Annotated in this window: 20 protein-coding genes, 2 rRNA genes and 1 riboswitch; all 22 genes read left to right on the top strand. The window is 44.7% G+C overall.

Translation table 11 applies throughout. The annotated features are described in order from the left end of the window. Nucleotides 1–2,539 (top strand): 23S ribosomal RNA (locus ACH0BF_RS15640); the annotation flags it as partial. 103 nt (nucleotides 2,540–2,642) lie between these two features. Then, a 5S ribosomal RNA gene (rrf, locus tag ACH0BF_RS15635) occupies nucleotides 2,643–2,758 on the top strand. A 141-nt stretch (nucleotides 2,759–2,899) separates the two neighbouring features. After that, complete coding sequence (locus ACH0BF_RS15630; protein WP_120036169.1) at nucleotides 2,900–3,442, top strand: DUF2179 domain-containing protein; 543 nt, start codon at nucleotides 2,900–2,902, stop codon at nucleotides 3,440–3,442. Further along, nucleotides 3,439–3,633: an NETI motif-containing protein gene (locus ACH0BF_RS15625; protein WP_120036170.1), complete on the top strand. Its 195-nt coding sequence runs from the start codon at nucleotides 3,439–3,441 to the stop codon at nucleotides 3,631–3,633. The genes ACH0BF_RS15630 and ACH0BF_RS15625 overlap by 4 nt, the downstream gene beginning before the upstream one ends. 77 nt (nucleotides 3,634–3,710) lie before the next feature. Beyond that, nucleotides 3,711–3,812: riboswitch (purine riboswitch) on the top strand. Between the two features lie 124 nt (nucleotides 3,813–3,936). Next, nucleotides 3,937–4,425 (top strand): 5-(carboxyamino)imidazole ribonucleotide mutase, encoded by a 489-nt coding sequence (gene purE, locus ACH0BF_RS15620; protein WP_120036171.1) that lies wholly within the window; start codon nucleotides 3,937–3,939, stop codon nucleotides 4,423–4,425. A 4-nt stretch (nucleotides 4,426–4,429) separates the two neighbouring features. Then, nucleotides 4,430–5,566 carry a 5-(carboxyamino)imidazole ribonucleotide synthase gene (gene purK / locus ACH0BF_RS15615; protein WP_406909659.1) on the top strand — a complete coding sequence of 379 codons (1,137 nt, stop codon included), beginning with the start codon at nucleotides 4,430–4,432 and terminating at the stop codon, nucleotides 5,564–5,566. 4 nt (nucleotides 5,567–5,570) lie between these two features. Then, nucleotides 5,571–6,866 (top strand): adenylosuccinate lyase, encoded by a 1,296-nt coding sequence (gene purB / locus ACH0BF_RS15610; protein WP_120036173.1) that lies wholly within the window; start codon nucleotides 5,571–5,573, stop codon nucleotides 6,864–6,866. 88 nt (nucleotides 6,867–6,954) lie between these two features. Then, nucleotides 6,955–7,674, top strand: coding sequence for a phosphoribosylaminoimidazolesuccinocarboxamide synthase (gene purC, locus ACH0BF_RS15605; RefSeq protein ID WP_120036174.1), 720 nt, complete (start codon nucleotides 6,955–6,957; stop codon nucleotides 7,672–7,674). Further along, nucleotides 7,667–7,921 (top strand): phosphoribosylformylglycinamidine synthase subunit PurS, encoded by a 255-nt coding sequence (gene purS / locus ACH0BF_RS15600; RefSeq protein ID WP_120036175.1) that lies wholly within the window; start codon nucleotides 7,667–7,669, stop codon nucleotides 7,919–7,921. The genes purC and purS overlap by 8 nt, the downstream gene beginning before the upstream one ends. Beyond that, a complete protein-coding gene (gene purQ / locus ACH0BF_RS15595) occupies nucleotides 7,918–8,601 on the top strand; it encodes a phosphoribosylformylglycinamidine synthase subunit PurQ (RefSeq protein WP_120036176.1) in 684 nt (227 codons plus the stop codon). Before purS ends, purQ begins: the two co-directional genes overlap by 4 nt. Beyond that, a complete protein-coding gene (gene purL, locus ACH0BF_RS15590) occupies nucleotides 8,585–10,819 on the top strand; it encodes a phosphoribosylformylglycinamidine synthase subunit PurL (protein WP_120036177.1) in 2,235 nt (744 codons plus the stop codon). The genes purQ and purL overlap by 17 nt, the downstream gene beginning before the upstream one ends. After that, nucleotides 10,795–12,216 carry an amidophosphoribosyltransferase gene (gene purF, locus ACH0BF_RS15585; RefSeq protein WP_120036178.1) on the top strand — a complete coding sequence of 474 codons (1,422 nt, stop codon included), beginning with the start codon at nucleotides 10,795–10,797 and terminating at the stop codon, nucleotides 12,214–12,216. Before purL ends, purF begins: the two co-directional genes overlap by 25 nt. Before the next feature lie 48 nt (nucleotides 12,217–12,264). Beyond that, a complete protein-coding gene (gene purM, locus ACH0BF_RS15580) occupies nucleotides 12,265–13,290 on the top strand; it encodes a phosphoribosylformylglycinamidine cyclo-ligase (protein WP_406909654.1) in 1,026 nt (341 codons plus the stop codon). Further along, nucleotides 13,290–13,895, top strand: coding sequence for a phosphoribosylglycinamide formyltransferase (gene purN / locus ACH0BF_RS15575; protein WP_120038093.1), 606 nt, complete (start codon nucleotides 13,290–13,292; stop codon nucleotides 13,893–13,895). The genes purM and purN overlap by 1 nt, the downstream gene beginning before the upstream one ends. After that, entirely contained in the window at nucleotides 13,892–15,427 is a 1,536-nt protein-coding gene (gene purH / locus ACH0BF_RS15570) for a bifunctional phosphoribosylaminoimidazolecarboxamide formyltransferase/IMP cyclohydrolase (RefSeq protein ID WP_120036180.1), read from the top strand. Before purN ends, purH begins: the two co-directional genes overlap by 4 nt. 23 nt (nucleotides 15,428–15,450) lie before the next feature. Further along, a complete protein-coding gene (gene purD / locus ACH0BF_RS15565) occupies nucleotides 15,451–16,725 on the top strand; it encodes a phosphoribosylamine--glycine ligase (protein WP_406909653.1) in 1,275 nt (424 codons plus the stop codon). Nucleotides 16,726–16,863: 138 nt separating this feature from the next. Beyond that, a complete protein-coding gene (locus tag ACH0BF_RS15560) occupies nucleotides 16,864–17,244 on the top strand; it encodes a DUF302 domain-containing protein (RefSeq protein WP_406909652.1) in 381 nt (126 codons plus the stop codon). Between the two features lie 474 nt (nucleotides 17,245–17,718). Beyond that, a complete protein-coding gene (locus tag ACH0BF_RS15550) occupies nucleotides 17,719–18,333 on the top strand; it encodes an S-layer homology domain-containing protein (RefSeq protein ID WP_406909651.1) in 615 nt (204 codons plus the stop codon). A 257-nt stretch (nucleotides 18,334–18,590) separates the two neighbouring features. Further along, nucleotides 18,591–20,327: an adenine deaminase C-terminal domain-containing protein gene (locus tag ACH0BF_RS15545; protein WP_120036184.1), complete on the top strand. Its 1,737-nt coding sequence runs from the start codon at nucleotides 18,591–18,593 to the stop codon at nucleotides 20,325–20,327. Between the two features lie 39 nt (nucleotides 20,328–20,366). Continuing rightward, entirely contained in the window at nucleotides 20,367–21,389 is a 1,023-nt protein-coding gene (locus tag ACH0BF_RS15540; protein WP_406909650.1) for a DUF3048 domain-containing protein, read from the top strand. A gap of 21 nt (nucleotides 21,390–21,410) precedes the next feature. Next, on the top strand, nucleotides 21,411–21,728 hold the full coding sequence (locus tag ACH0BF_RS15535; protein ID WP_120036185.1) for a YerC/YecD family TrpR-related protein: 318 nt from the start codon (nucleotides 21,411–21,413) through the stop codon (nucleotides 21,726–21,728). Nucleotides 21,729–21,886: 158 nt separating this feature from the next. After that, a complete protein-coding gene (gene pcrB, locus ACH0BF_RS15530; RefSeq protein ID WP_406909649.1) occupies nucleotides 21,887–22,579 on the top strand; it encodes a heptaprenylglyceryl phosphate synthase in 693 nt (230 codons plus the stop codon). The last annotated feature ends 14 nt before the right edge of the window (nucleotides 22,580–22,593 follow it).

Here is a 22,593-nt window from a genome sequence, read left to right as displayed (position 1 = left end):
TCGTTCTCTCCAGAGTGGATCCTGAGTACGGCGGAACACGTGAAATTCCGTCGGAATCCGGGAGGACCATCTCCCAAGGCTAAATACTCCCTAGTGACCGATAGTGAACCAGTACCGTGAGGGAAAGGTGAAAAGCACCCCGGAAGGGGAGTGAAAGAGAACCTGAAACCGTGTGCCTACAAGTAGTCAGAGCCCGTTAATGGGTGATGGCGTGCCTTTTGTAGAATGAACCGGCGAGTTGCGATTTCATGCGAGGTTAAGCCGTAAAGGCGGAGCCGCAGCGAAAGCGAGTCTGAATAGGGCGCATGAGTATGAGGTCGCAGACCCGAAACCAGGTGATCTACCCATGTCCAGGGTGAAGGTAAGGTAACACTTACTGGAGGCCCGAACCCACGCACGTTGAAAAGTGCGGGGATGAGGTGTGGGTAGCGGTGAAATTCCAATCGAACCTGGAGATAGCTGGTTCTCTCCGAAATAGCTTTAGGGCTAGCCTCAAGGGAAGAGTCTTGGAGGTAGAGCACTGTTTGGACTAGGGGCCCCCCTCGGGTTACCGAATTCAGACAAACTCCGAATGCCAAAGACTTATCCTTGGGAGTCAGACTGCGAGTGATAAGATCCGTAGTCAAGAGGGAAACAGCCCAGACCACCAGCTAAGGTCCCCAAGTATACGTTAAGTGGAAAAGGATGTGGAGTTGCTTAGACAACCAGGATGTTGGCTTAGAAGCAGCCACCATTTAAAGAGTGCGTAATAGCTCACTGGTCGAGTGACTCTGCGCCGAAAATGTACCGGGGCTAAACGTATCACCGAAGCTGTGGATGGACACCTTGTGGTGTCCGTGGTAGGAGAGCGTTCTAAGGGCGGTGAAGCAAGACCGGAAGGACTTGTGGAGCGCTTAGAAGTGAGAATGCCGGTATGAGTAGCGAAAGAAGGGTGAGAATCCCTTCCACCGAATGCCTAAGGTTTCCTGAGGAAGGCTCGTCCTCTCAGGGTTAGTCGGGACCTAAGCCGAGGCCGATAGGCGTAGGCGATGGACAACAGGTTGATATTCCTGTACCACCTCTTCACCATTTGAGCAATGGGGGGACGCAGGAGGATAGGGCAAGCGCACAGTTGGTTGTGCGTCCAAGCAGTTAGGCCGGTGATGAGGCAAATCCCATCACCATCAAGGCGGAGCTGTGACGGCGAGGGAAGTTTAGTACCGAAGTTCCTGATTCCACACTGCCAAGAAAAGCCTCTAGCGAGGTGAAAGGTGCCCGTACCGCAAACCGACACAGGTAGGCGAGGAGAGAATCCTAAGGTGAGCGAGTGAACTCTCGTTAAGGAACTCGGCAAAATGACCCCGTAACTTCGGGAGAAGGGGTGCTCTTTGGGGTGCATAGCCCTGAGGAGCCGCAGTGAATAGGCCCAGGCGACTGTTTAGCAAAAACACAGGTCTCTGCGAAGCCGTAAGGCGAAGTATAGGGGCTGACGCCTGCCCGGTGCTGGAAGGTTAAGAGGAGGGGTTAGCTCACGCGAAGCTCTGAATTGAAGCCCCAGTAAACGGCGGCCGTAACTATAACGGTCCTAAGGTAGCGAAATTCCTTGTCGGGTAAGTTCCGACCCGCACGAAAGGCGTAACGATCTGGGCACTGTCTCAACGAGAGACTCGGTGAAATTATAGTACCTGTGAAGATGCAGGTTACCCGCGACAGGACGGAAAGACCCCGTGGAGCTTTACTGCAGCCTGATATTGAATTTCGGCACAGCTTGTACAGGATAGGTAGGAGCCTTTGAAACCGGAGCGCCAGCTTCGGTGGAGGCGTCGGTGGGATACTACCCTGGCTGTGTTGAACTTCTAACCCGCACCCGTGATCCGGGTGGGAGACAGTGTCAGGCGGGCAGTTTGACTGGGGCGGTCGCCTCCTAAAGAGTAACGGAGGCGCCCAAAGGTTCCCTCAGAATGGTTGGAAATCATTCGCAGAGTGTAAAGGCACAAGGGAGCTTGACTGCGAGACCTACAAGTCGAGCAGGGACGAAAGTCGGGCTTAGTGATCCGGTGGTTCCGCATGGAAGGGCCATCGCTCAACGGATAAAAGCTACCCCGGGGATAACAGGCTTATCTCCCCCAAGAGTCCACATCGACGGGGAGGTTTGGCACCTCGATGTCGGCTCATCGCATCCTGGGGCTGTAGTCGGTCCCAAGGGTTGGGCTGTTCGCCCATTAAAGCGGTACGCGAGCTGGGTTCAGAACGTCGTGAGACAGTTCGGTCCCTATCCGTCGCGGGCGCAGGAAATTTGAGAGGAGCTGTCCTTAGTACGAGAGGACCGGGATGGACGCACCGCTGGTGTACCAGTTGTCTTGCCAAAGGCATCGCTGGGTAGCTATGTGCGGACGGGATAAGTGCTGAAAGCATCTAAGCATGAAGCCCCCCTCAAGATGAGATTTCCCATAGCGCAAGCTAGTAAGATCCCTGAAAGATGATCAGGTAGATAGGTTCGAGGTGGAAGCGTGGCGACACGTGGAGCTGACGAATACTAATCGATCGAGGACTTATCCTAAATGATACGCCTAACGGCGTCACACATGAAATGGCACGGAGTTGCCGGTTACTGACACATATTATCCAGTTTTGAAAGAACAAACTCTTTCAACTTTATACAGTCTGGTGGCGATAGCGAAGAGGTCACACCCGTTCCCATCCCGAACACGGAAGTTAAGCTCTTCAGCGCCGATGGTAGTTGGGGGATTCCCCCTGTGAGAGTAGGACGCTGCCAGGCAATCCAAAAGAACAGCAGACGCTGTTCTTTTTTTTATTATGCTAAACGACCCTTTCTTTTTTTCCTTCTTCTTTCTCTATTTAATTTGTGATAAACTTACGTCATTGTTTGGAAGATTGTTAAATTGAAGGAGGGTGTCCCATGCTGGAAAATGGATTAGTTATGGCATTGATTATTTTAATTATTAATGTTTGTTATGTATCATTCTTTACGATTCGGATGATTCTAACATTAAAGGGATATCGTTATTTTGCTGCATTTGTTAGTATGGTTGAAATTATTATTTATATTATTGGTTTAGGCATGGTGCTGGATAACTTAAATGAAATTCAAAATGTTATTGCTTATGCTGTTGGTTATGGTTTAGGGGTAATCGCCGGAATGAAACTGGAAGAAAAGCTAGCGCTTGGCTACATTACTGTCAATGTGATTACTAAAGAATATGATAAGGATTTGCCAAAGCAGCTTCGAGATCAAGGTTATGGAGTGACGAGCTGGGCAGCCAATGGGCTTGAAGGAGATCGTATGGCGCTGCAAATTTTAACGCCAAGAAAATATGAGTTGAAACTATATAGCCAAATTAAAGAATTGGATCCTAAGGCGTTTATTATCGCTTATGAACCGAAAACAATTCACGGCGGGTTCTGGGTGAAAACTGTTAAAAGAGGGAAGCTGGCAGAATGAGCAAAAAGAAAAAATTTTATTTGCAGGAGAATGAAACAATTGACCAGTGTCTAAAGCGTATGTCGGCAGAAGGTTACACACCTGTCCGAAGAATGGAACGCCCTGTTTTTAAAGAGGAAACTGTTGATGGGGAGAAAAAATATACGCCGATCGGCAGAGAAATCATTTTTGAAGGGAAATTAACCCCTTAAACACGAACATTAAAAAAATAAAAAATAAAATCGTTCGATTTTTTTATTGACAATACAGTTTTAAGCTTGTTAAGATGTAGATGACAAATACGTTGCCTCATATAATAGCGGGGATATGGCCTGCAAGTTTCTACCCGATTACCGTAAATGATCGGACTATGGGGAAAGCACATTTTATCTGGGGTTTATTCTGTCTTAACGAGCTTTTTTTGCCCGGATGAGCTGCTTTCTCTTGTGAGAAGGACAGCCATCCGGTTTTTTATATGTTTTTTTATATGCGATTAACTATTTAGGAGGGCAATCATGTCAGTAGAAGTGGGCGTAATTATGGGAAGTACCTCTGATTGGGAAACAATGAAGCATGCTTGCGATATTCTGGAAGAGCTTGAAGTGCCATTTGAGAAAAAAGTCGTTTCAGCCCATCGCACACCTGATCTTATGTTTCAGTATGCTGAAAGCGCAAGAGAGAAAGGGATAAAGGTAATTATCGCTGGTGCGGGAGGTGCCGCTCATCTTCCAGGAATGGTTGCTGCTAAAACGACTTTGCCTGTCATTGGTGTGCCTGTCCAATCTAAAGCACTAAATGGCATGGATTCTTTATTATCCATTGTACAAATGCCAGGGGGTGTGCCGGTAGCAACAGTAGCCATTGGGAAAGCAGGGGCTATCAATGCTGGGTTGCTGGCAGCACAAATATTGTCTGTTACTAATAATGGTCTGGCTGTAAGGTTGAAAGAGCGCCGCAAACATATAGAAGAAACTGTATTGGAAAGTAGTGATCAACTTGTCTAAACGAATGATTGTGCCTGGACAAACAATAGGAATTATCGGCGGCGGACAGCTTGGCCGAATGATGGCCCTAGCTGCTAAAGAAGCAGGTTTTAAGATTGCGGTTCTTGAGCCGGGAGAAAACTCTCCATGTGGACAAGTGGCTGATATCGAAATTAATGCGGCTTATGATGATCCTGAAGCTTTAGATCAATTGGCTGCTGTTAGTGATGTGATTACGTACGAATTTGAAAATATAGATTATGAAGGTTTAAAAAAACTGCAGGAAAAAGCATTTGTCCCGCAAGGAGCGGAACTAATCAGAATCACACAAAACCGTGTGGCTGAAAAAGAAACAATTGTCAAAGCGGGCGTTCCCGTAGCACCTTATGAAGTCATTACGGAAACAGCGGAAATTTATGATACGATAGATAAGCTCGGATATCCGTCTGTCTTAAAAACAGCACGTGGCGGCTACGATGGCAAGGGACAATTTGTGATTAAGGAGCCATCTCAGGTTGAGAAAGCTGCTCAGCTTTTACAGCATGGAGTTTGTGTATTGGAAAAGTGGATTCCATTTGAACGGGAAATTTCAGTGATTGTTACACGAAACCTTCAAGGAGAAACAACTTATTTTCCGGTTGGAGAAAATGTACATAAAGAAAATATTCTCCATGAAACGATTGTACCGGCAAGAGTAGCAGAAGGGGTCAAAAAAGAAGCTGTTAAAGCAGCTGAGAAGATTGCTGAAGCACTCTCACTCGTCGGCACGCTGGCTGTAGAAATGTTTGTCAGCAAGGATGGAGAAATTTACATTAATGAGCTAGCGCCAAGACCTCACAATTCAGGGCATTATACAATTGAAGCTTGTGATGTCTCCCAGTTTGGCCAGCACATTCGTGCGATTTGTAATTGGCCACTAAAAACGCCAGAGCTCTTAAAGCCCGCTCTCATGGTCAATATACTTGGCGAACACATGCCAGAGGTTTTGGAGGGAATAGCAAAACACCCGGAATGGTCCGTTCACTTATACGGAAAAGCAGAAGCAAAAGTAAAACGAAAAATGGGACATATCACAATTCTGACAAGTGACATGGAAGCCGTACTTGAAGAAGTAGAGGCAAGCGGGATCTGGAGCAATAATGGAAAGCTGATCGGAGGATAAAAAAATGATCGAACGTTATACACGCCCGGAGATGGGAGCCATTTGGACGGAGGAAAACCGCTATCAGGCTTGGTTGGAAGTGGAGATTCTTGCCTGTGAAGCATGGGCAGAACTTGGTGACATTCCGAAAGAAGATGTGCAAAAAATTCGCGAAAATGCAGGATTTGATGTAAATCGCATTAAAGAGATTGAAGAAGAAACACGCCATGACGTGGTGGCTTTTACACGTGCGGTATCTGAAACACTTGGAGAGGAACGGAAATGGGTTCATTACGGCTTAACCTCTACGGATGTTGTCGATACAGCATTATCTTATTTACTGAAGCAGGCGAATACGATCTTAAGAAAAGATCTTGAGAATTTTGTCAGCATTCTTAAAGAAAAAGCAAAAGAACATAAATATACCGTGATGATGGGACGCACGCACGGTGTTCATGCAGAGCCGACTACATTTGGCTTGAAGCTGGCTCTGTGGCATGAAGAAATGAAAAGAAATCTTGAACGCTTTAATCAGGCAGCTGAAGGAGTCGAGTATGGAAAAATCTCTGGAGCTGTCGGTACGTATGCGAATATCGACCCATTTGTTGAAGAGTATGTCTGCAAACACCTTGGGACAAAACCGGCGCCGATTTCTACACAAACATTGCAGCGCGATCGACACGCTCATTACATGGCTACGCTAGCTTTAATTGCTACATCTGTCGAGAAATTCGCGGTGGAAATTCGCGGGCTGCAAAAAAGCGAAACACGCGAAGTGGAAGAATTCTTTGCGAAAGGTCAAAAAGGTTCTTCTGCTATGCCGCATAAGCGCAATCCAATTGGTTCAGAAAACATGACAGGCCTTGCCCGTGTGATCCGTGGCCATATGCTGACAGCTTATGAAAATGTGCCGCTTTGGCATGAGCGTGACATCTCTCACTCTTCAGCTGAACGGATTATTTTACCGGATGCTACCATTGCCTTGAATTATATGTTGAACCGTTTCGGAAATATCGTGAAAAATCTAACGGTCTTTCCTGAGAATATGAAGCGCAATATGGATCGGACCTTAGGCTTGATTTATTCACAACGTGTCCTGCTCGCTTTGATCGATAAAGGTATGGCACGCGAAGCAGCCTATGATACGGTTCAGCCGAAGGCAATGGAAGCATGGGAGAGACAAGTCCCATTCCGTGAATTGATTGAAGCGGATGAGAAGATCACCTCAAAATTAACGGCTGAAGAAATTGCTGATTGCTTTGACTATAACTATCACTTACAGCATGTTGATACAATCTTTACCCGTCTTGAATTAGACTGATAACAACATAGAGGTTCCGTACAGGCGGGACCTCTTCTAACAAATAGTGACTGAAGATTTTTAATTATTTTACAAGGGGGAAGTCACATTGGAAAAAGGCTCACTGCTTTATGAAGGAAAAGCGAAACGGATTTATGCAACTGATCAGGAGGATGTTGTCTTGATCGCCTACAAAGATTCAGCCACTGCTTTTAACGGAGAGAAGAAGGCAGAGCTGGCGGGCAAGGGAAGATTGAATAATGAAATTAGCAGCCGCCTCTTTTTAAAGCTTAAGGAGCTTAACATTCCCTCCCACTTTATTGAACAGCTCTCCACACATGAGCAGCTGGTCAAGCATGTAAGTATTATTCCTCTCGAAGTTGTTACGCGAAATGTGGCGGCAGGCAGCCTAGCCAAGCGTCTCGGACTCGAAGAAGGACAGGTATTTGATCAGCCAATCGTTGAATTCTACTTTAAAGATGATCAACTTGGTGATCCTCTTCTTACTGAAGACCACATTCAGTTATTGAAAATTGCTTCTAAAGAGGAAGTAGCTGAGATAAAGAAGCAAGCTCTGGCGATTAATGAAGCACTCCTCTCATTATTTGCAGATATGGAAATCGATTTGATCGACTTTAAAGTCGAATTCGGCAAAGACAAAAATGGATCCATTTTACTGGCCGATGAAATCTCGCCGGATACGTGCCGTCTATGGGAACGGAACACAAACCGCAAGTTAGATAAAGATGTGTTCCGCCGTGATTTAGGCAATTTAGTAGAAGCATATGAAGAAGTGTTTAATAGATTAGGGGGAAATCAGCATGTATAAAGTAAAAGTATTCGTTACATTAAGAGAAAGTGTATTAGACCCACAAGGAAAAGCGGTTCAACAGTCATTAGCTAATCTTGGTTATGAAGGCGTTCAAGACGTACGCATCGGAAAATATATGGAATTAACGGTCGATGGGAACAGTCAGGAAGTAGAAAAGACAGTAAACGAAGTATGCGAGAAGCTGTTGTCTAATCCAGTTATCGAAGATTACAGATACGAGATTGAGGAGAGTGTTCAGCAGTGAAATTCGCAGTGATCGTGTTCCCGGGCTCTAATTGTGATGTTGATATGTTTCATGCAGTGAAAGACGAATTGGGCGAGGAAGTAGAATATGTTTGGCATGATGCTGATGATTTAAGCCAATTTGATGGCATTTTGCTACCAGGCGGCTTCTCCTACGGCGATTATCTTCGATCTGGAGCGATCGCCCATTTATCGAAGGTGATGAACGAAGTAAAAAAAGCAGCTGAAGCAGGAAAGCCAGTTCTCGGTGTATGTAATGGTTTCCAGATTCTACTTGAGTCAGGTTTGCTGCCAGGAGCTATGCTGCGCAATAAAGACTTAAAGTTCGTTTGCCGACCGACACAACTGCGAGTAGAAAACAACGAAACCATGTTTTCTTCTGCATATAGCAAGGGTGAAGAAATTACTGTTCCTGTTGCTCACGGAGAAGGAAACTACTACTGTGATGAAGCAACGTTAAAACAACTGCAAGACAATCAGCAAATCGTATTTACGTATGCAGACAATTTCAATGGTAGTTTGCAGGACATCGCTGGAATTGTAAATGAAAAAGGAAATGTTCTTGGAATGATGCCTCATCCTGAGCGAGCAGTGGATGAGCTGCTTGGAAGTGCAGACGGATTAAAATTATTTCAATCAATCGTAAAACAATGGAGGGAATCTCATGTCGTTAATGCTTGAACCAAGTCCATCACAAATTAAAGAACAGAAAATTTACCGCGAGATGGGCATGACGGATGAGGAATTCGCAAAAGCTGAGCAGATTCTGGGACGCACGCCAAACTATACGGAAACCGGTCTTTTCTCTGTTATGTGGTCTGAACACTGCAGCTATAAAAATTCCAAACCAGTACTTCGTAAATTTCCGGTAACAGGAGAACGTGTTCTTCAAGGGCCGGGAGAAGGAGCTGGAATTGTTGATATTGGCGACGAGCAGGCCGTTGTGTTTAAAATTGAAAGCCACAACCATCCTTCAGCGATTGAGCCGTATCAAGGGGCAGCCACAGGCGTGGGCGGCATTATCCGCGATGTTTTCTCAATGGGGGCCCGCCCGGTAGCGATGTTAAATTCCTTGCGGTTTGGTGAATTAGAGTCAAGCCGTGTCAAGTATTTATTTGAAGAAGTAGTAGCAGGCATTGCTGGCTATGGCAACTGTATTGGTATTCCAACGGTCGGCGGGGAAATTCAGTTTGACCATACGTATGAAGGCAACCCTCTCGTTAATGCGATGTGTGTCGGATTGATTGATCACAAAGATATCCAAAAAGGCCAGGCAAAAGGCATTGGCAATACGGTTATGTACGTAGGCGCAAAAACAGGACGCGATGGCATTCACGGAGCGACTTTTGCTTCTGAGGAATTGAGTGAACAATCTGAAGAAAAGCGTCCGGCCGTTCAAGTAGGTGACCCGTTTATGGAGAAACTGTTGCTGGAAGCTTGTCTTGAACTTGTGAAAAGTGATGCACTTGTCGGCATTCAAGATATGGGAGCAGCCGGATTGACAAGTTCTTCAGCTGAGATGGCGAGCAAGGCTGGTTCAGGCATCGAAATGAACCTTAATTTTGTACCTCAGCGTGAAACAGGCATGACACCATATGAAATGATGCTTTCAGAATCACAAGAGCGGATGCTCATTGTCATCAAAAAAGGACGGGAAAAAGAAATCGAAGAGCTTTTTGCCAAATATGGACTGGAGGCTGCTAAGGTTGGCCGTGTAACAGATGACGGTATGCTTCGCCTTCTTCATAGAGGGGAAATAGTGGCGGAAGTACCTGCTGATGCACTGGCGGAAGATGCACCAGTCTACTATAAGCCGTCAGCGGAGCCAGCTTACTATCGCGAGTATCAGGCAATGGAGCAGGAAACGCCTCAAGTCACAGATTTTAAAGAAACACTGATTCAATTGCTTTCCCAGCCTACCATTGCGAGCAAAGAATGGGTTTACGGGCAATACGATTATCAAGTACGGACAAATACAGTAGTGGCTCCAGGCTCTGATGCAGCGGTCATTCGTGTGCGCGGTACAAATAAAGCGCTAGCGATGACAACAGACTGTAACTCTCGTTATCTATATCTCGATCCGGAAACAGGCGGAAAAATTGCGGTAGCAGAAGCTGCGCGTAATATCGTTTGCTCAGGCGGTGAACCATTGGCCATTACAGACTGTTTGAACTTTGGAAATCCGGAAAAACCGGAAATCTTCTGGCAGATTGAAAAAGCAACAGACGGAATGAGCGAGGCATGCCGAGTGTTGAGTACCCCGGTAATCGGAGGAAATGTTTCTTTATATAATGAAACGAACGGAACAGCTGTTTACCCAACACCTGTTGTGGGCATGGTCGGTCTAATTAAAGATCTTTCTCATATTACAACGCAAAGCTTCAAACAAGCAGGCGATCTTATCTATATCATCGGAGAAACAAAAGCGGAGTTTGGCGGAAGTGAATTGCAGAAGCTGCATAATAATGGAGAAATCTTCGGAAAAGCACCAGCGATTGATTTAACAGTAGAGGAAGCAAGACAGGAGGCTTTATTAAGGGCCATCCAAGCAGGCGCTGTACAATCAGCACATGATGTAGCGGAGGGCGGATTTGCAGTGGCCCTTGCGGAAAAAGCTTTCGGCACAGGTCTTGGAGCAAATATAGAAATGGATGATGACATCGAGCGGACAGCCGCTTTATTCAGTGAAACACAGTCCCGTTTTATCGTAACAGTCAGCAAAGAAAACCAAGAGGCGTTTGAATCCATCGTAGCGGAAGCGAAGCTTGTTGGAGAAGTAACAGCTGAAGAAAATTTAGTGATCAAACAGCAAGAGGATATAGTTATCAAAGCAGAAGTCCGTGAACTTGAAGGAGCTTGGAAAGGAGCGATCCCATGCTTGCTGAAGTCAGAGGCTTAAATGAAGAGTGCGGCGTGTTTGGCATATGGGGGCATGAGGATGCGGCACAGATCACTTATTATGGTCTGCACAGCCTACAGCATCGTGGTCAAGAAGGTGCTGGGATCGTTGTATCAGACGGCGAAAAGCTTCGTGGCGTAAAAGGTGAGGGACTCGTCACAGAGGTATTTAGCCAAGAAAAGGTTCAAGAGTTAAAGGGCTTTGGTGCCATTGGCCACGTAAGATATACAACAGCAGGAGGCGGCGGATATGAAAATGTTCAGCCGCTGCTGTTTCATTCGCAAACCGGCAGTCTGGCACTAGCTCATAATGGAAATTTAGTGAATGCTACTTCTTTAAAGCATCAGCTGGAAGGACAAGGAAGTATCTTCCAAACAACTTCAGATACTGAAGTTTTGGCTCACTTAATCCGCCGTGGCGGATTTGGAACGATGAAAGACCAGATGAAGCATGCGCTATCGATGCTAAAGGGTGCTTATGCTTTTCTGGTTATGACAGAAAATGAATTGCTGGTGGCGCTTGATCCGAATGGTTTGCGCCCGTTATCAATTGGTCAGCTCGGTGATGCATTTTGTGTCGCTTCCGAAACTTGTGCTTTTGATATTGTCGGTGCAAAATTTATTCGCGATGTAGCACCAGGTGAATTATTAATTATTAACAAGGACGGCATACGGTCCGAGCGGTTCTCAATGGCGACCAACCAGGCTATTTGCACGATGGAATATGTCTATTTCTCCCGTCCGGATAGTGACATTCACGGAATTAATGTTCACAGCGCGAGAAAGCGTTCTGGCATTCAGCTAGCAAAAGAAGTAAATATTGAAGCGGATGTCGTAACTGGAGTGCCAGATTCAAGTATTTCGGCTGCTATCGGCTTTGCCGAAGCAACAGGAATTCCTTATGAAATGGGACTCATTAAAAACCGCTATGTCGGCCGGACGTTCATCCAGCCTTCTCAATCGTTACGTGAACAAGGGGTAAAAATGAAGCTGTCGCCGGTTCGCGGCGTTGTTGAAGGCAAGCGGGTTGTCATGGTAGATGATTCAATCGTCCGCGGTACAACGAGCAGACGCATTGTGAAAATGCTAAAGGATGCTGGTGCGTTGGAAGTACATGTGTGCATTACTTCGCCGCCAATTAAAAATCCTTGCTATTACGGCATTGATACATCAACAAGAGAAGAGTTAATCTCCGCTACTCACTCCGTAGAAGAATTAAGGGAGGCAATCGGCGCCGACTCTTTAACATTCTTGAGTGTGGAAGGATTGATTAAGGCAATCGGTCATGAAAAACAAAATGGTCATTGCGGCCAGTGTCTCGCCTGTTTTACAGGGGAGTATCCGACAGAAATTTTGCCGGACACGATGCATCCGCATGATAAAGAACTGATGTGTTAATAAAGCTAGCTGTTCATGCAGCTAAGAGTATATAAGGGGGATCTACGAATGGCAAAGTCGTATGAAGCGGCAGGAGTAAATATTGAAGCGGGCTATGAAGCGGTGGACCGGATGAAGAAACATGTAAAACGGACGAACCGTGCAGGCGTGATGGGCACGCTTGGCAGTTTCGGCGGCATGTTTGATTTATCTGCTACAAATGTAAAAGAACCTGTGTTAGTATCCGGCACGGATGGTGTTGGCACGAAATTAAAGCTCGCTTTTATGATGGACCGTCATGATACGATTGGTATTGACTGTGTGGCGATGTGCGTGAATGACGTCATTGTACAGGGAGCAGAACCGCTTTACTTCCTTGATTATATTGCCTGCGGCCAGGCTTTGCCTGAAAAGATCGAGCAAATCGTCAAGGGAGTCGCCGACGGCTGTGAACAGGCGGGATGTGCATTAGTCGGCGGTGAAACCGCAGAAATGCCCGGCATGTACAGTGACGGCGAATATGATATCGCCGGCTTTACCACAGGAGTGGCGGAAAAAAGCAAGCTGATTACTGGTGAGAATATTCAGGAGGGAGATGTCCTGATTGGACTGCCTTCAAGCGGCGTACATAGCAACGGGTTCTCGCTCGTACGCAAAATCTTTTTTGAGCAACATGGCCTTACGCCAGAAGCGGAGCTGGAAGAGCTGTCTGCTCCTCTCGGAGAGGTACTGCTTACACCGACAAAGATTTACGTGAAGCCGGTTCTTGAAGTATTGAAAAACTTGGAAGTCAAGGGCATGGCCCATATAACAGGCGGCGGTTTTATCGAAAATATTCCACGCACACTGCCGGAAGGATTAGGTGCAGTTATTACAGAAGGCACATGGGACGTTCCAGAGGTTTTCCATGCATTGAAAGCATACGGAGAGCTTGATCCGAAGGAAATGTATAACATTTTCAATATGGGTATTGGATTAGTCATGGTCGTATCTGCCACAGAAGAAGAGCAGGCCAAACAGCTGATTGAACAAGCAGGGGAGAAAGCTTATACAATCGGACGGGTTATCTCAGGTGAAGGGGTTCAATTCGAGTGATGAAAACAGAGAAAAAAAACTGTATCGCCCTCTTTGCATCCGGCAGCGGAAGTAATTTTCAGGCGATCGCAGAAGCGGTTCAACAAGGGGAAATTCCGGCTCATATTGCTTTGTTAGTTTGTGACCAACCGGATGCATATGTGATCAAGCGTGCAGAACAATTTAATATTCCAGTGTTTTCTTTTCGGGCAAAAGACTACGCATCCAAGGCAGAATTCGAACAAGAAATAGTCGAGAGACTCCGGGAAGCCGGAGTTGACTTTATTTTTCTGGCAGGATATATGCGTTTAATTGGGGATACTCTTTTAAACGCTTATCGTGGCAAAATAGTAAATATCCATCCTTCTTTGCTTCCTGCTTTTCCAGGAAAAGATGCAATCGGCCAGGCTTTTAATGCTCGGGTGAAGATTGCCGGAGTGACCGTTCACTTTGTGGATGAAGGAATGGACACCGGGCCTATTATTGATCAGGAGAGTGTCCGGATGGCGGGAGATGAAACACGGGAATCATTACAGAAAAAAATTCAAGCAGTTGAACATGAATTGTATCCGCGGGTAATCAAAAAACTTTTAACTGAAGCAGTTATGGAGGGAATAACAGAATGAAAAAACGTGCGTTACTCAGTGTATCAGATAAAAGTGGCATCGTAGATTTGGCCAAAGAATTAATAGCGTTAGATTTTGAAATTGTTTCAACAGGCGGAACGAAAAAAATGATTCAAGAAGCCGGACTGCCGGTCATGAGTGTCAGTGATGTGACTGGGTTTCCGGAGATTCTTGAAGGCCGTGTGAAAACATTAAATCCATTTATCCATGGAGGCCTTCTTGCAAAAAGAGGAGAAGCTGATCATGCGAGACAGCTGGAGGAACAAAAGATTACTCCTATCCATCTTGTCTGTGTCAATCTGTATCCGTTCCAACAAACGATTGCCAAACCCGATGTAACAGTAGATGATGCCATTGAAAACATTGATATCGGCGGACCAGCTATGCTGCGTGCCTCTGCTAAAAATCATGAATACGTAACAGTGATTGTAGATTCAGCTGATTATGAAACAGTATTGGCAGAATTAAAGTCATCTGGAGACACAACAAAAGAAACAAGACGAAAGCTGGCGGCAAAAGTGTTCCGTCACACGGCAGCTTATGACGCGATGATTGCTAACTACATGACAGAACTAACAGATGAAAAGCAACCGGAAAAAATGACAGTTACATATGAGTTAAAGCAGCCGCTCCGTTATGGAGAAAACCCACATCAGAAAGCTGCTTTTTATGAACAGCCGCTTGGCTCTGCCTTTTCGATTGCGCGTGCCAAACAGCTGCATGGAAAAGAGCTTTCGTACAATAACATTCGTGATGCTGATGCTGCCTTGCAAATCGTTAAGGAGTTTGCCGAGCCAGCGGCGGTAGCAGTGAAACACATGAATCCATGTGGTGTTGGCGTAGGCAGTACGATCCAGGAAGCGTATGAGCGAGCTTATGAAGCAGACCCAACTTCTATTTTCGGAGGAATTGTGGCGTTGAACCGTCCTGTAGATGGAACACTTGCTGAAAAACTGCACGAAATCTTCTTGGAAATCATCATTGCCCCGGAATTTACAGAAGAAGCGCTTGCTATATTAACAGCAAAGAAGAACATTCGCCTGTTAACGTTGCCGTTTGATAAAGGAAATAGCAGTGAAAAGGTATTAACATCTGTAGAGGGCGGCTTGCTTATTCAAGATCTAGACCTCCATTCACTTGACGATGCGGACCTCCGAGTGGTTACCAAACGTGAGCCGACAAAAGAAGAGTGGGCGGCAATGAAGCTTGGCTGGAAAGTTGTAAAACATGTCAAGTCCAATGCCATTGTTGTGACAGATGATAGGATGACACTCGGTGTTGGGGCAGGACAAATGAACCGCGTAGGCGCAGCGAAAATTGCCCTTGAACAAGCTGGAGAAAAAGCAAATGGAGCAGCCCTTGCTTCTGATGCGTTTTTCCCGATGAATGATACGGTAGAAGCAGCAGCTAAAGCAGGCATTACAGCGATTATCCAGCCGGGCGGGTCCATTAAAGATGAAGATTCTATTAAAAAAGCGGACGAATACGGCATTGCGATGGTGATGACCGGCATTAGACATTTTAAACATTAATCAAGCGGGGGAGGAACAAAGATATGAACGTTCTTGTTATTGGCCGCGGAGGCAGAGAACATGCAATCTGTAAGAAGCTTTCGGAAAGCCCGCAAGTGCAGACAGTCTTTTGTGCACCGGGCAATGCTGGTATTGCCCAGGATGCAGAAATCGTAGAGCTTGATGAAATGGACTTTATCGCGTTAAGCGAGTTCGCTATCAGCCAGAACGTCGGGTTAACTATCATTGGCCCTGAAAATCCGCTTTCCGCCGGGATTGTCGATCACTTTCAAGAAAATGGATTAAAAGTATACGGACCGAACAAAGCGGCAGCGGAGCTTGAAGGAAGCAAGTCATTTGCTAAGATGATGATGGAAAAATACAATATTCCTACTGCCCACTATGCTTCTTTCGATAATTACAAGGAAGCAAAAGCATATATTGAAGAGCAGGGAGCACCGATTGTATTAAAAGCAGACGGGCTTGCAGCTGGAAAAGGCGTGACGGTCGCCATGACGCTGGAGGAAGCGCTCGCTGCCCTTGAAGAGATGATGGTAGCTAAAAAGTTTGGCGAGGCTTCTTCGAGACTAGTCATTGAAGAGTACCTTGAAGGAGAAGAGTTTTCTCTAATGGCCTTTGTCAATGGTGAGCATGTCTATCCGATGGAACCAGCTCAGGATCATAAGCGGGCGTTTGACAACGATGAAGGTCCGAATACAGGCGGCATGGGGGCTTATTCTCCGATCCCTCATATTTCAGCTGATGTGATTGAGCAGTCCATTCAGGAAATTCTGCTCCCGATTGCCAAAGGGATGGCAGCGGAAGGACGCCCGTTCACGGGTATTATTTTCGCAGGATTAATGCTGACAAAAGAGGGGCCAAAAACAATCGAATTTAATGCCCGCTTTGGCGACCCGGAAACACAGGTGGTGTTGCCGCGGCTTGAATCAGATCTTGCCCAGGTTTTCTTAGATGTGCTGTCAGGAAAAGATCCTGAGCTGAAATGGAAAGATGAGGCAGTGCTCGGTGTTGTGCTTGCAGCAGAGGGCTATCCTGGAAGCTATGAAAAAGGCCACCCGATTAAAGGGATTGAGAGAATAGAAGCTTCTGCTGTATTGCATGCAGGAACATTTAAGGACGAGGAAGGAACGGTCTGTGCAAATGGAGGCCGGGTACTGCTTGTGACGGGTATAGCTCCATCTATTCAGGAGGCCAGACAAGAAGCCTATAAGAAAGTAGCAGCGATTGAGACAGATCACTTTTTCTACCGGAAAGATATTGGCAGCCGGGCCATTGCCAGTGCCCAGTCAATAAAATAATGTAGCGGAACAAGGCTCTTTTTAGGAGCCTTGTTTTTTTGTGTTTCACAAAAGGGCAGTCAAGTAATCATGTTTGTAAGCCGCTTCCTATGGAAAGTAATAATTATGGAAGATTACAAAACAGAAAGGCGGAAAGGCATGTTTCATTATACAAAAGTCGTATCTGCTTCTTTAGAAGAAGCTATTTCTAGGCTGGAGAGCTCCTTGAAAAGCGAAAGGTTTGGCGTGCTTTGGCAATTTGACATTCAGGAAAAACTGCAAGAAAAGGGAGTGGATTTTAACAAGAAGTTTATCGTGCTGGAAGTGTGCAATCCGCACGAAGCTAAAAAAGTGCTAGAAGAAGAAAGTCTTGCCGGCTACTTTCTGCCGTGTAAAATTGTTGCTTATGAAGAGAACGGCCAGACAAAAGTTGGGATGCCAAAGCCGACAATTTTAATCTCCATGCTTGAAAATGACAAATTAAAAGAAGTGGCAAGGGATATTGAAAGCAGATTGATTAACTGTATTGACGCTGTTTAACAAAGCAATGAAGGAGTGAGCAAAAAAACTGACCATTATTCAACAAAGTGATAAAAAGCTCATCAAATATGATCATCTCCTATCTATCATTGGTATAAAAGTTTAAATAGCTCACTAAGGCAGAAGGAAGTGTCCTTCTGTCTTTTTTATGATCTTCATAAATTCTTAACAAAAAACGCTCAAAATGAGAGAGAGCACAATGAAAGGGTGTCAGGATGGAACAAATCTCATTAATTGTTGCGTTGGGAGCAGGGTTATTATCGTTTTTTTCACCATGTATTTTTCCTATACTTCCTGCTTATATCTCTCACTTAACAGGCGGAACAATTCAAAATCAGAAATTATATGTAGATAGACCATTATTAATTCAGCGCTCGATTGCCTTCGTGACAGGCTTCAGCTTAGTGTTTATGTTAATATGTTGCTATCTATGCAGGTTATAACAAAGTATTAAATGCAACAACGAGTAAAGGCGTGGCGCTTGTATCGTTAGATAATGCATACTGGGGACCGAAATATGCCGGAGCAAAGCGCGTAATTAAAAAATTACCCATTGGTGACAGTTTCATAGATGTGCTGGAGACCGATAAAGCATACGCGGCGATTGATGTTCTTTCTAAACAAAAGGTGATTGAAGGGTTTGATGATCATATATTTAGACCGGACGAGCCTGTTACACGAGGGCAGGCTGCGGCTATTATAAACAGGGTATTAAAGCTTAAACCTAAGGTGATGAGTCAGTTTAAGGATGTTCCCAAAACAAAACGTTTTGCTGCTGATATTGCCGCCATCCGGGAAGCGAACATTATTAGCGGGTTTCAGGATAAAACGTTTCGGCCGGATGAATATTTAACTCGCAATGAAATGGCTGTCATTGTGCAGCGGGCGTTTAAAGTAAATCCCGATTTAGCGAAGGCAACGAATACATACTCAGATGTGAATGATCAGCATTGGGCTTATCAGGCTTCTTTAATAATGAAGAATATCGATAAGACAGGTATTTTTAGTGATGTGAAGTTTTATGGAACCCATCGGGCATCAAGAGCTGTCTTCTCGGCTGCATTTTATAACTCTATGAATACAAAATGAAAAATAGTCCCAGACAGATTCCTGGGACTATTTTTAGCGAGAAATCAATTCATGTGTGAAAGGAAATTCAGAAAATAAGGGGGAGAAAAACGTTCATATATAAAGGAAAAACACCATATGAAATAGTATGCGCAATTTTTCACATATTGTTCAAAAAAAATCAATTTCTTTAATGCTTTAAACTATGAAATATGTTAAGATAACACTAATCTAAAATACGGGATAATAGCTTCCTTGCAGGAGGGGTGTTTAGATAAATGTTAGAACAAAGACATCAGTGGAAAAACAAACAATTAAGAGAACATGTAGCGGTAGTGAATGGTGAACTTTCTCCGACGCTAGTGCTGAAGAATGCCCGCTTTTTGCATTCGGTGCTAAAGCAATGGATAACTGCGAATATATGGATATATGAAGATCGTATCGTTTATGTAGGAGAAGAAATGCCAGAGGCTGATCAAGGCGAAGTGTATGATTGCAGTGGCAAAACTCTCGTTCCGGGTTATATTGAACCGCATGTCCATCCGTTTTTACTTTACAATCCGCAAAGCTTCGCAGAATTTGCAGCGAAAACAGGCACAACTACATCTATTAACGATAACTTAATGTTGTTTTTGTCATTAGAAGAAAAGAAAGCGTTTTCTTTGTTAGAAGAATTTCGGTCACTTCCTGTCAGCATGTACTGGTGGTGCCGCTACGACGGCCAAACAGAATTGGCGAATGAAGAAGAGGTTGTCTCTAACGTAGCGGTGAAAGCTTGGATGGAGCATGATGCCGTTGTACAGGGAGGCGAACTGACTGGCTGGCCGAAGCTTCTGGCTGGCGATGAGATGATGCTGCACTGGATACAGGAAACAAAGCGCCTTCGCAAACGAATTGAAGGTCATTTTCCGGGCGCCTCCGAGAAAACACTAACGAAGATGGCCCTGCTTGGAGCAGATAGCGATCATGAGGCGATGAACGGAAAGGACATCTATAAGCGACTTATGGCTGGCTATATGGTTTCCTTGCGCCATTCATCCATCCGGCCGGATCTTGAAGTGCTGCTTCAGGATATGAAAGACATGGGCCTTAAACAATATGATATGATGATGTTTACAACAGATGGCGCAAGCCCTTCCTTTTATAAAGAGGGCATTTTAGATTGGATGATTGCTAGAGCAATTGAATATGATATTCCAGTCATTGATGCCTACCATATGGCTAGCTACAATGTGGCAAAGTATTACCGTATAGATCATTTACACGGCATGATTGCGCCGGGACGTATTGCTAATATTAACGTGTTAAGGGACGAATTCCATCCTTCGCCTATTTCTGTGTTGTCAAAAGGGCAATGGGTGAAGAGAGAAGAGGAAATTATGCCTTTCCCAACTATAAGATGGGAGGAGTTTGGATTTGGTCCGCTTGATTTGGATTATAGCTTGAAAGAAGAAGATTTGCAATTTTCTATGCCTTTTGGAGTGCAGCTTATTAACAACGTAATAACAAAGCCGTACTCACTTGAAAGAGATATGTCAGCGGAAGAGATTTCTACCACGGATGATGAGAGCTTTTTAGTATTGCTCGATCGCCAGGGAAAATGGCGAGTGAATACCACTCTTAAAGGATTTACTTCAAAGGTAGAAGGGCTTGCTTCTTCTTTTTCCAATACGGGAGATATTCTTTTGATCGGAAAGTGTAAACGTGAGATGGAGCGAGCATTTAATCGGATGAAAGAAATGGGTGGCGGAATTGTCCTCGCTGAAGGTGAAAAAGTAATTTATGAGATTCCGTTAGAGCTTTCAGGACTAATGTCCACTAAGCCATTTGAGGACATTATGGATGAAGAAGAAAAATTAAAGGGGCTTCTAGTGGAAAGAGGTTATTTATATGATGATCCTCTGTATACTCTATTATTTTTATCATCTACTCATTTGCCATATATTCGTATTACTCCGCAAGGAATGTATGATGTAATGAAGAAAACGGTACTCTTTCCAACGATAATGCGTTAAAATAGTAAAGTATAGAGAAATATATATGGGAGTTTGTGTATGAAAAAATTGACCATGCTCGCCTTGTTAACGAGCACTTTGCTTATGGGCGGCTGCTGGGGAGAGAAAGAGACAAAGATAGAAAAAGACAGCGTGCAGGAAGCCAAGGGACAGACATATAAATTTCCTTTAACTGGAAAAAGAGTGGAAGAACGGCCTGAACAGCGTGCAGTCGCCGTAGTAATTAATAATCACCCGCAGGCACGGCCGCAAACGGGCCTAGCTGCCGCAGACGTGGTGTATGAAGTATTAGTTGAAGGGGATATGACAAGATTTCTTGCTATTTATCAAAGTGAACAACCTAAAGAAGTAGGGCCTGTTCGCAGTGCCCGAGACTACTTTATTGATTTAGCTAAAGGATACGACAGTTTATTTATTGCTCACGGATATAGTCCTGAAGCAAAGGAGAGGCTGTTTAGTGGAGAGATCGATCAAATAAATGGCATCCAGCACGACAACACAATTTTTATGAGGGATGCTTCTCGTAAAGCACCGCATAATTCTTATATCCAGTTTGACAAGATGTATGAACAGGCGGAGATCAACGGATATAAGATGAAAGGGATGCCAGACCGGCTGAATTTTCTCAAGTCATCGGATGCGATTGCAGGAGCTGAACAGAGAGCACCGTCTGTTCAGATTAATTATTCTAGCAAGCCGGCCTTTCAGGTGGAGTACAAGTATGACGCTGACAAAAAGGAATATGAACGATTTGTCGGAGAGGAACAGCAGGTGGACCGGGAAACGAAAAAAGCCGTCAGTGCAGCTAATATCCTGATTATCGAAGCGGAGCATCGAGTGACAGATGGGGAAGGCCGTCTTGATATCAATCTTTCTTCGGGAGGAAATGCTTACCTTCTTCAGAATGGAGTGGTTCATACGGCAGAGTGGTCAAATGTAGACGGGCGGATTTTACCTTTTAAAGATGGGGCTCCAATGGGATTTGTGAAGGGAAAGACGTGGATCAATATTATTCCTGCTTCTAAAGGGTTAAACAAGATGGTAACTTTGCGAAATAACTAAAAAAGGGGTTTGACGCTTAATATGCAAATTGAAAAGCTGCGCGGAAGGGAATTGGATCAGTTGTTTGAAGCGGTTCTTTCACTTCGCGATTTAGAAGAATGTTATTTATTTTTCGATGATCTTTGCACGGTAAATGAAATTCAGTCTTTGGCCCAACGTTTGGAAGTAGCGCGTATGCTTAAAGAAGGCAAAACCTATCATAAAATCGAAAACGGCACGGGTGCATCTACCGCTACCATTTCACGAGTGAAGCGCTGCCTGAATTATGGAAATGATGCCTACCAGCTTGTTTTGGACCGCTTAAAGGAAAAGCAAGTTTTGGAAAAAAAACAACCATAAAAAGAACAAAAATAGGGTCTGGCCCTCATCGCGTTAATTGATTCATGCGATGGGAGTCAGACCTTTGTTTTAGCATGGAGAAACAAATGTTATAATGATGAGGTGCAAATTTGCTATTAGGCAGTCGGCATGGATAAAAGAATGGAGGAAATTGCTAGATGTATGATGTGCGTGAATGGCGTCATGTGTTTAAGTTAGATCCAAATAAGGAGATAGATGACTCAGCGCTCGAGCAGATATGCGAGTCAGGAACTGATGCCATTATGATCGGTGGCAGTGATGGAGTTACTTTAGAAAATGTACTGAATTTAATGGCGCGTGTCCGCCGTTATACGGTACCATGCGTACTAGAGATATCAACGATTGAATCGATTACCCCAGGATTTGACCTGTACTTTATTCCGATGGTACTAAACAGCGGCAGCTCGGAATGGGTGACCGGTCTTCATCATAAGGCGGTGAAAGAGTACGGAGATCTAATGGACTGGGATGAAATTTATATAGAAGGCTATTGCATTGCAAATCCTGATTGCAAAGCGGCATCATTAACGGAAGCAAAGGCTCCGCTTGCGATAGAAGACATTACAGCATACGCCATGATGGCTGAAAAAATGTTTCAACTGCCTTTATTTTACTTGGAATACAGTGGGACATATGGAGATATAGCTGCCGTAAAAGCCGTACGCCAGACGCTTGATCAAACGGTCTTTTTTTATGGTGGAGGTATTACTGGGCCGGAGCAGGCGAAAGAAGTAGCTGAGTATGCAGACGTGATTGTTGTGGGCAATGCCGTATATGAAAATTTAAATCAAGCACTTCAAACAGTTGCAGCAGTCAAAAATCAGATATAATAGGAACGAACGTT

Origin of the sequence: Pseudobacillus sp. 179-B 2D1 NHS, from assembly GCF_045370945.1 — a bacterium.
In the GTDB taxonomy this organism is placed as follows: domain Bacteria; phylum Bacillota; class Bacilli; order Bacillales; family Domibacillaceae; genus Pseudobacillus.
The sequence above is the reverse complement of the archived record's forward strand: the minus strand, read 5'-3'. Positions and strand labels throughout refer to the sequence as shown.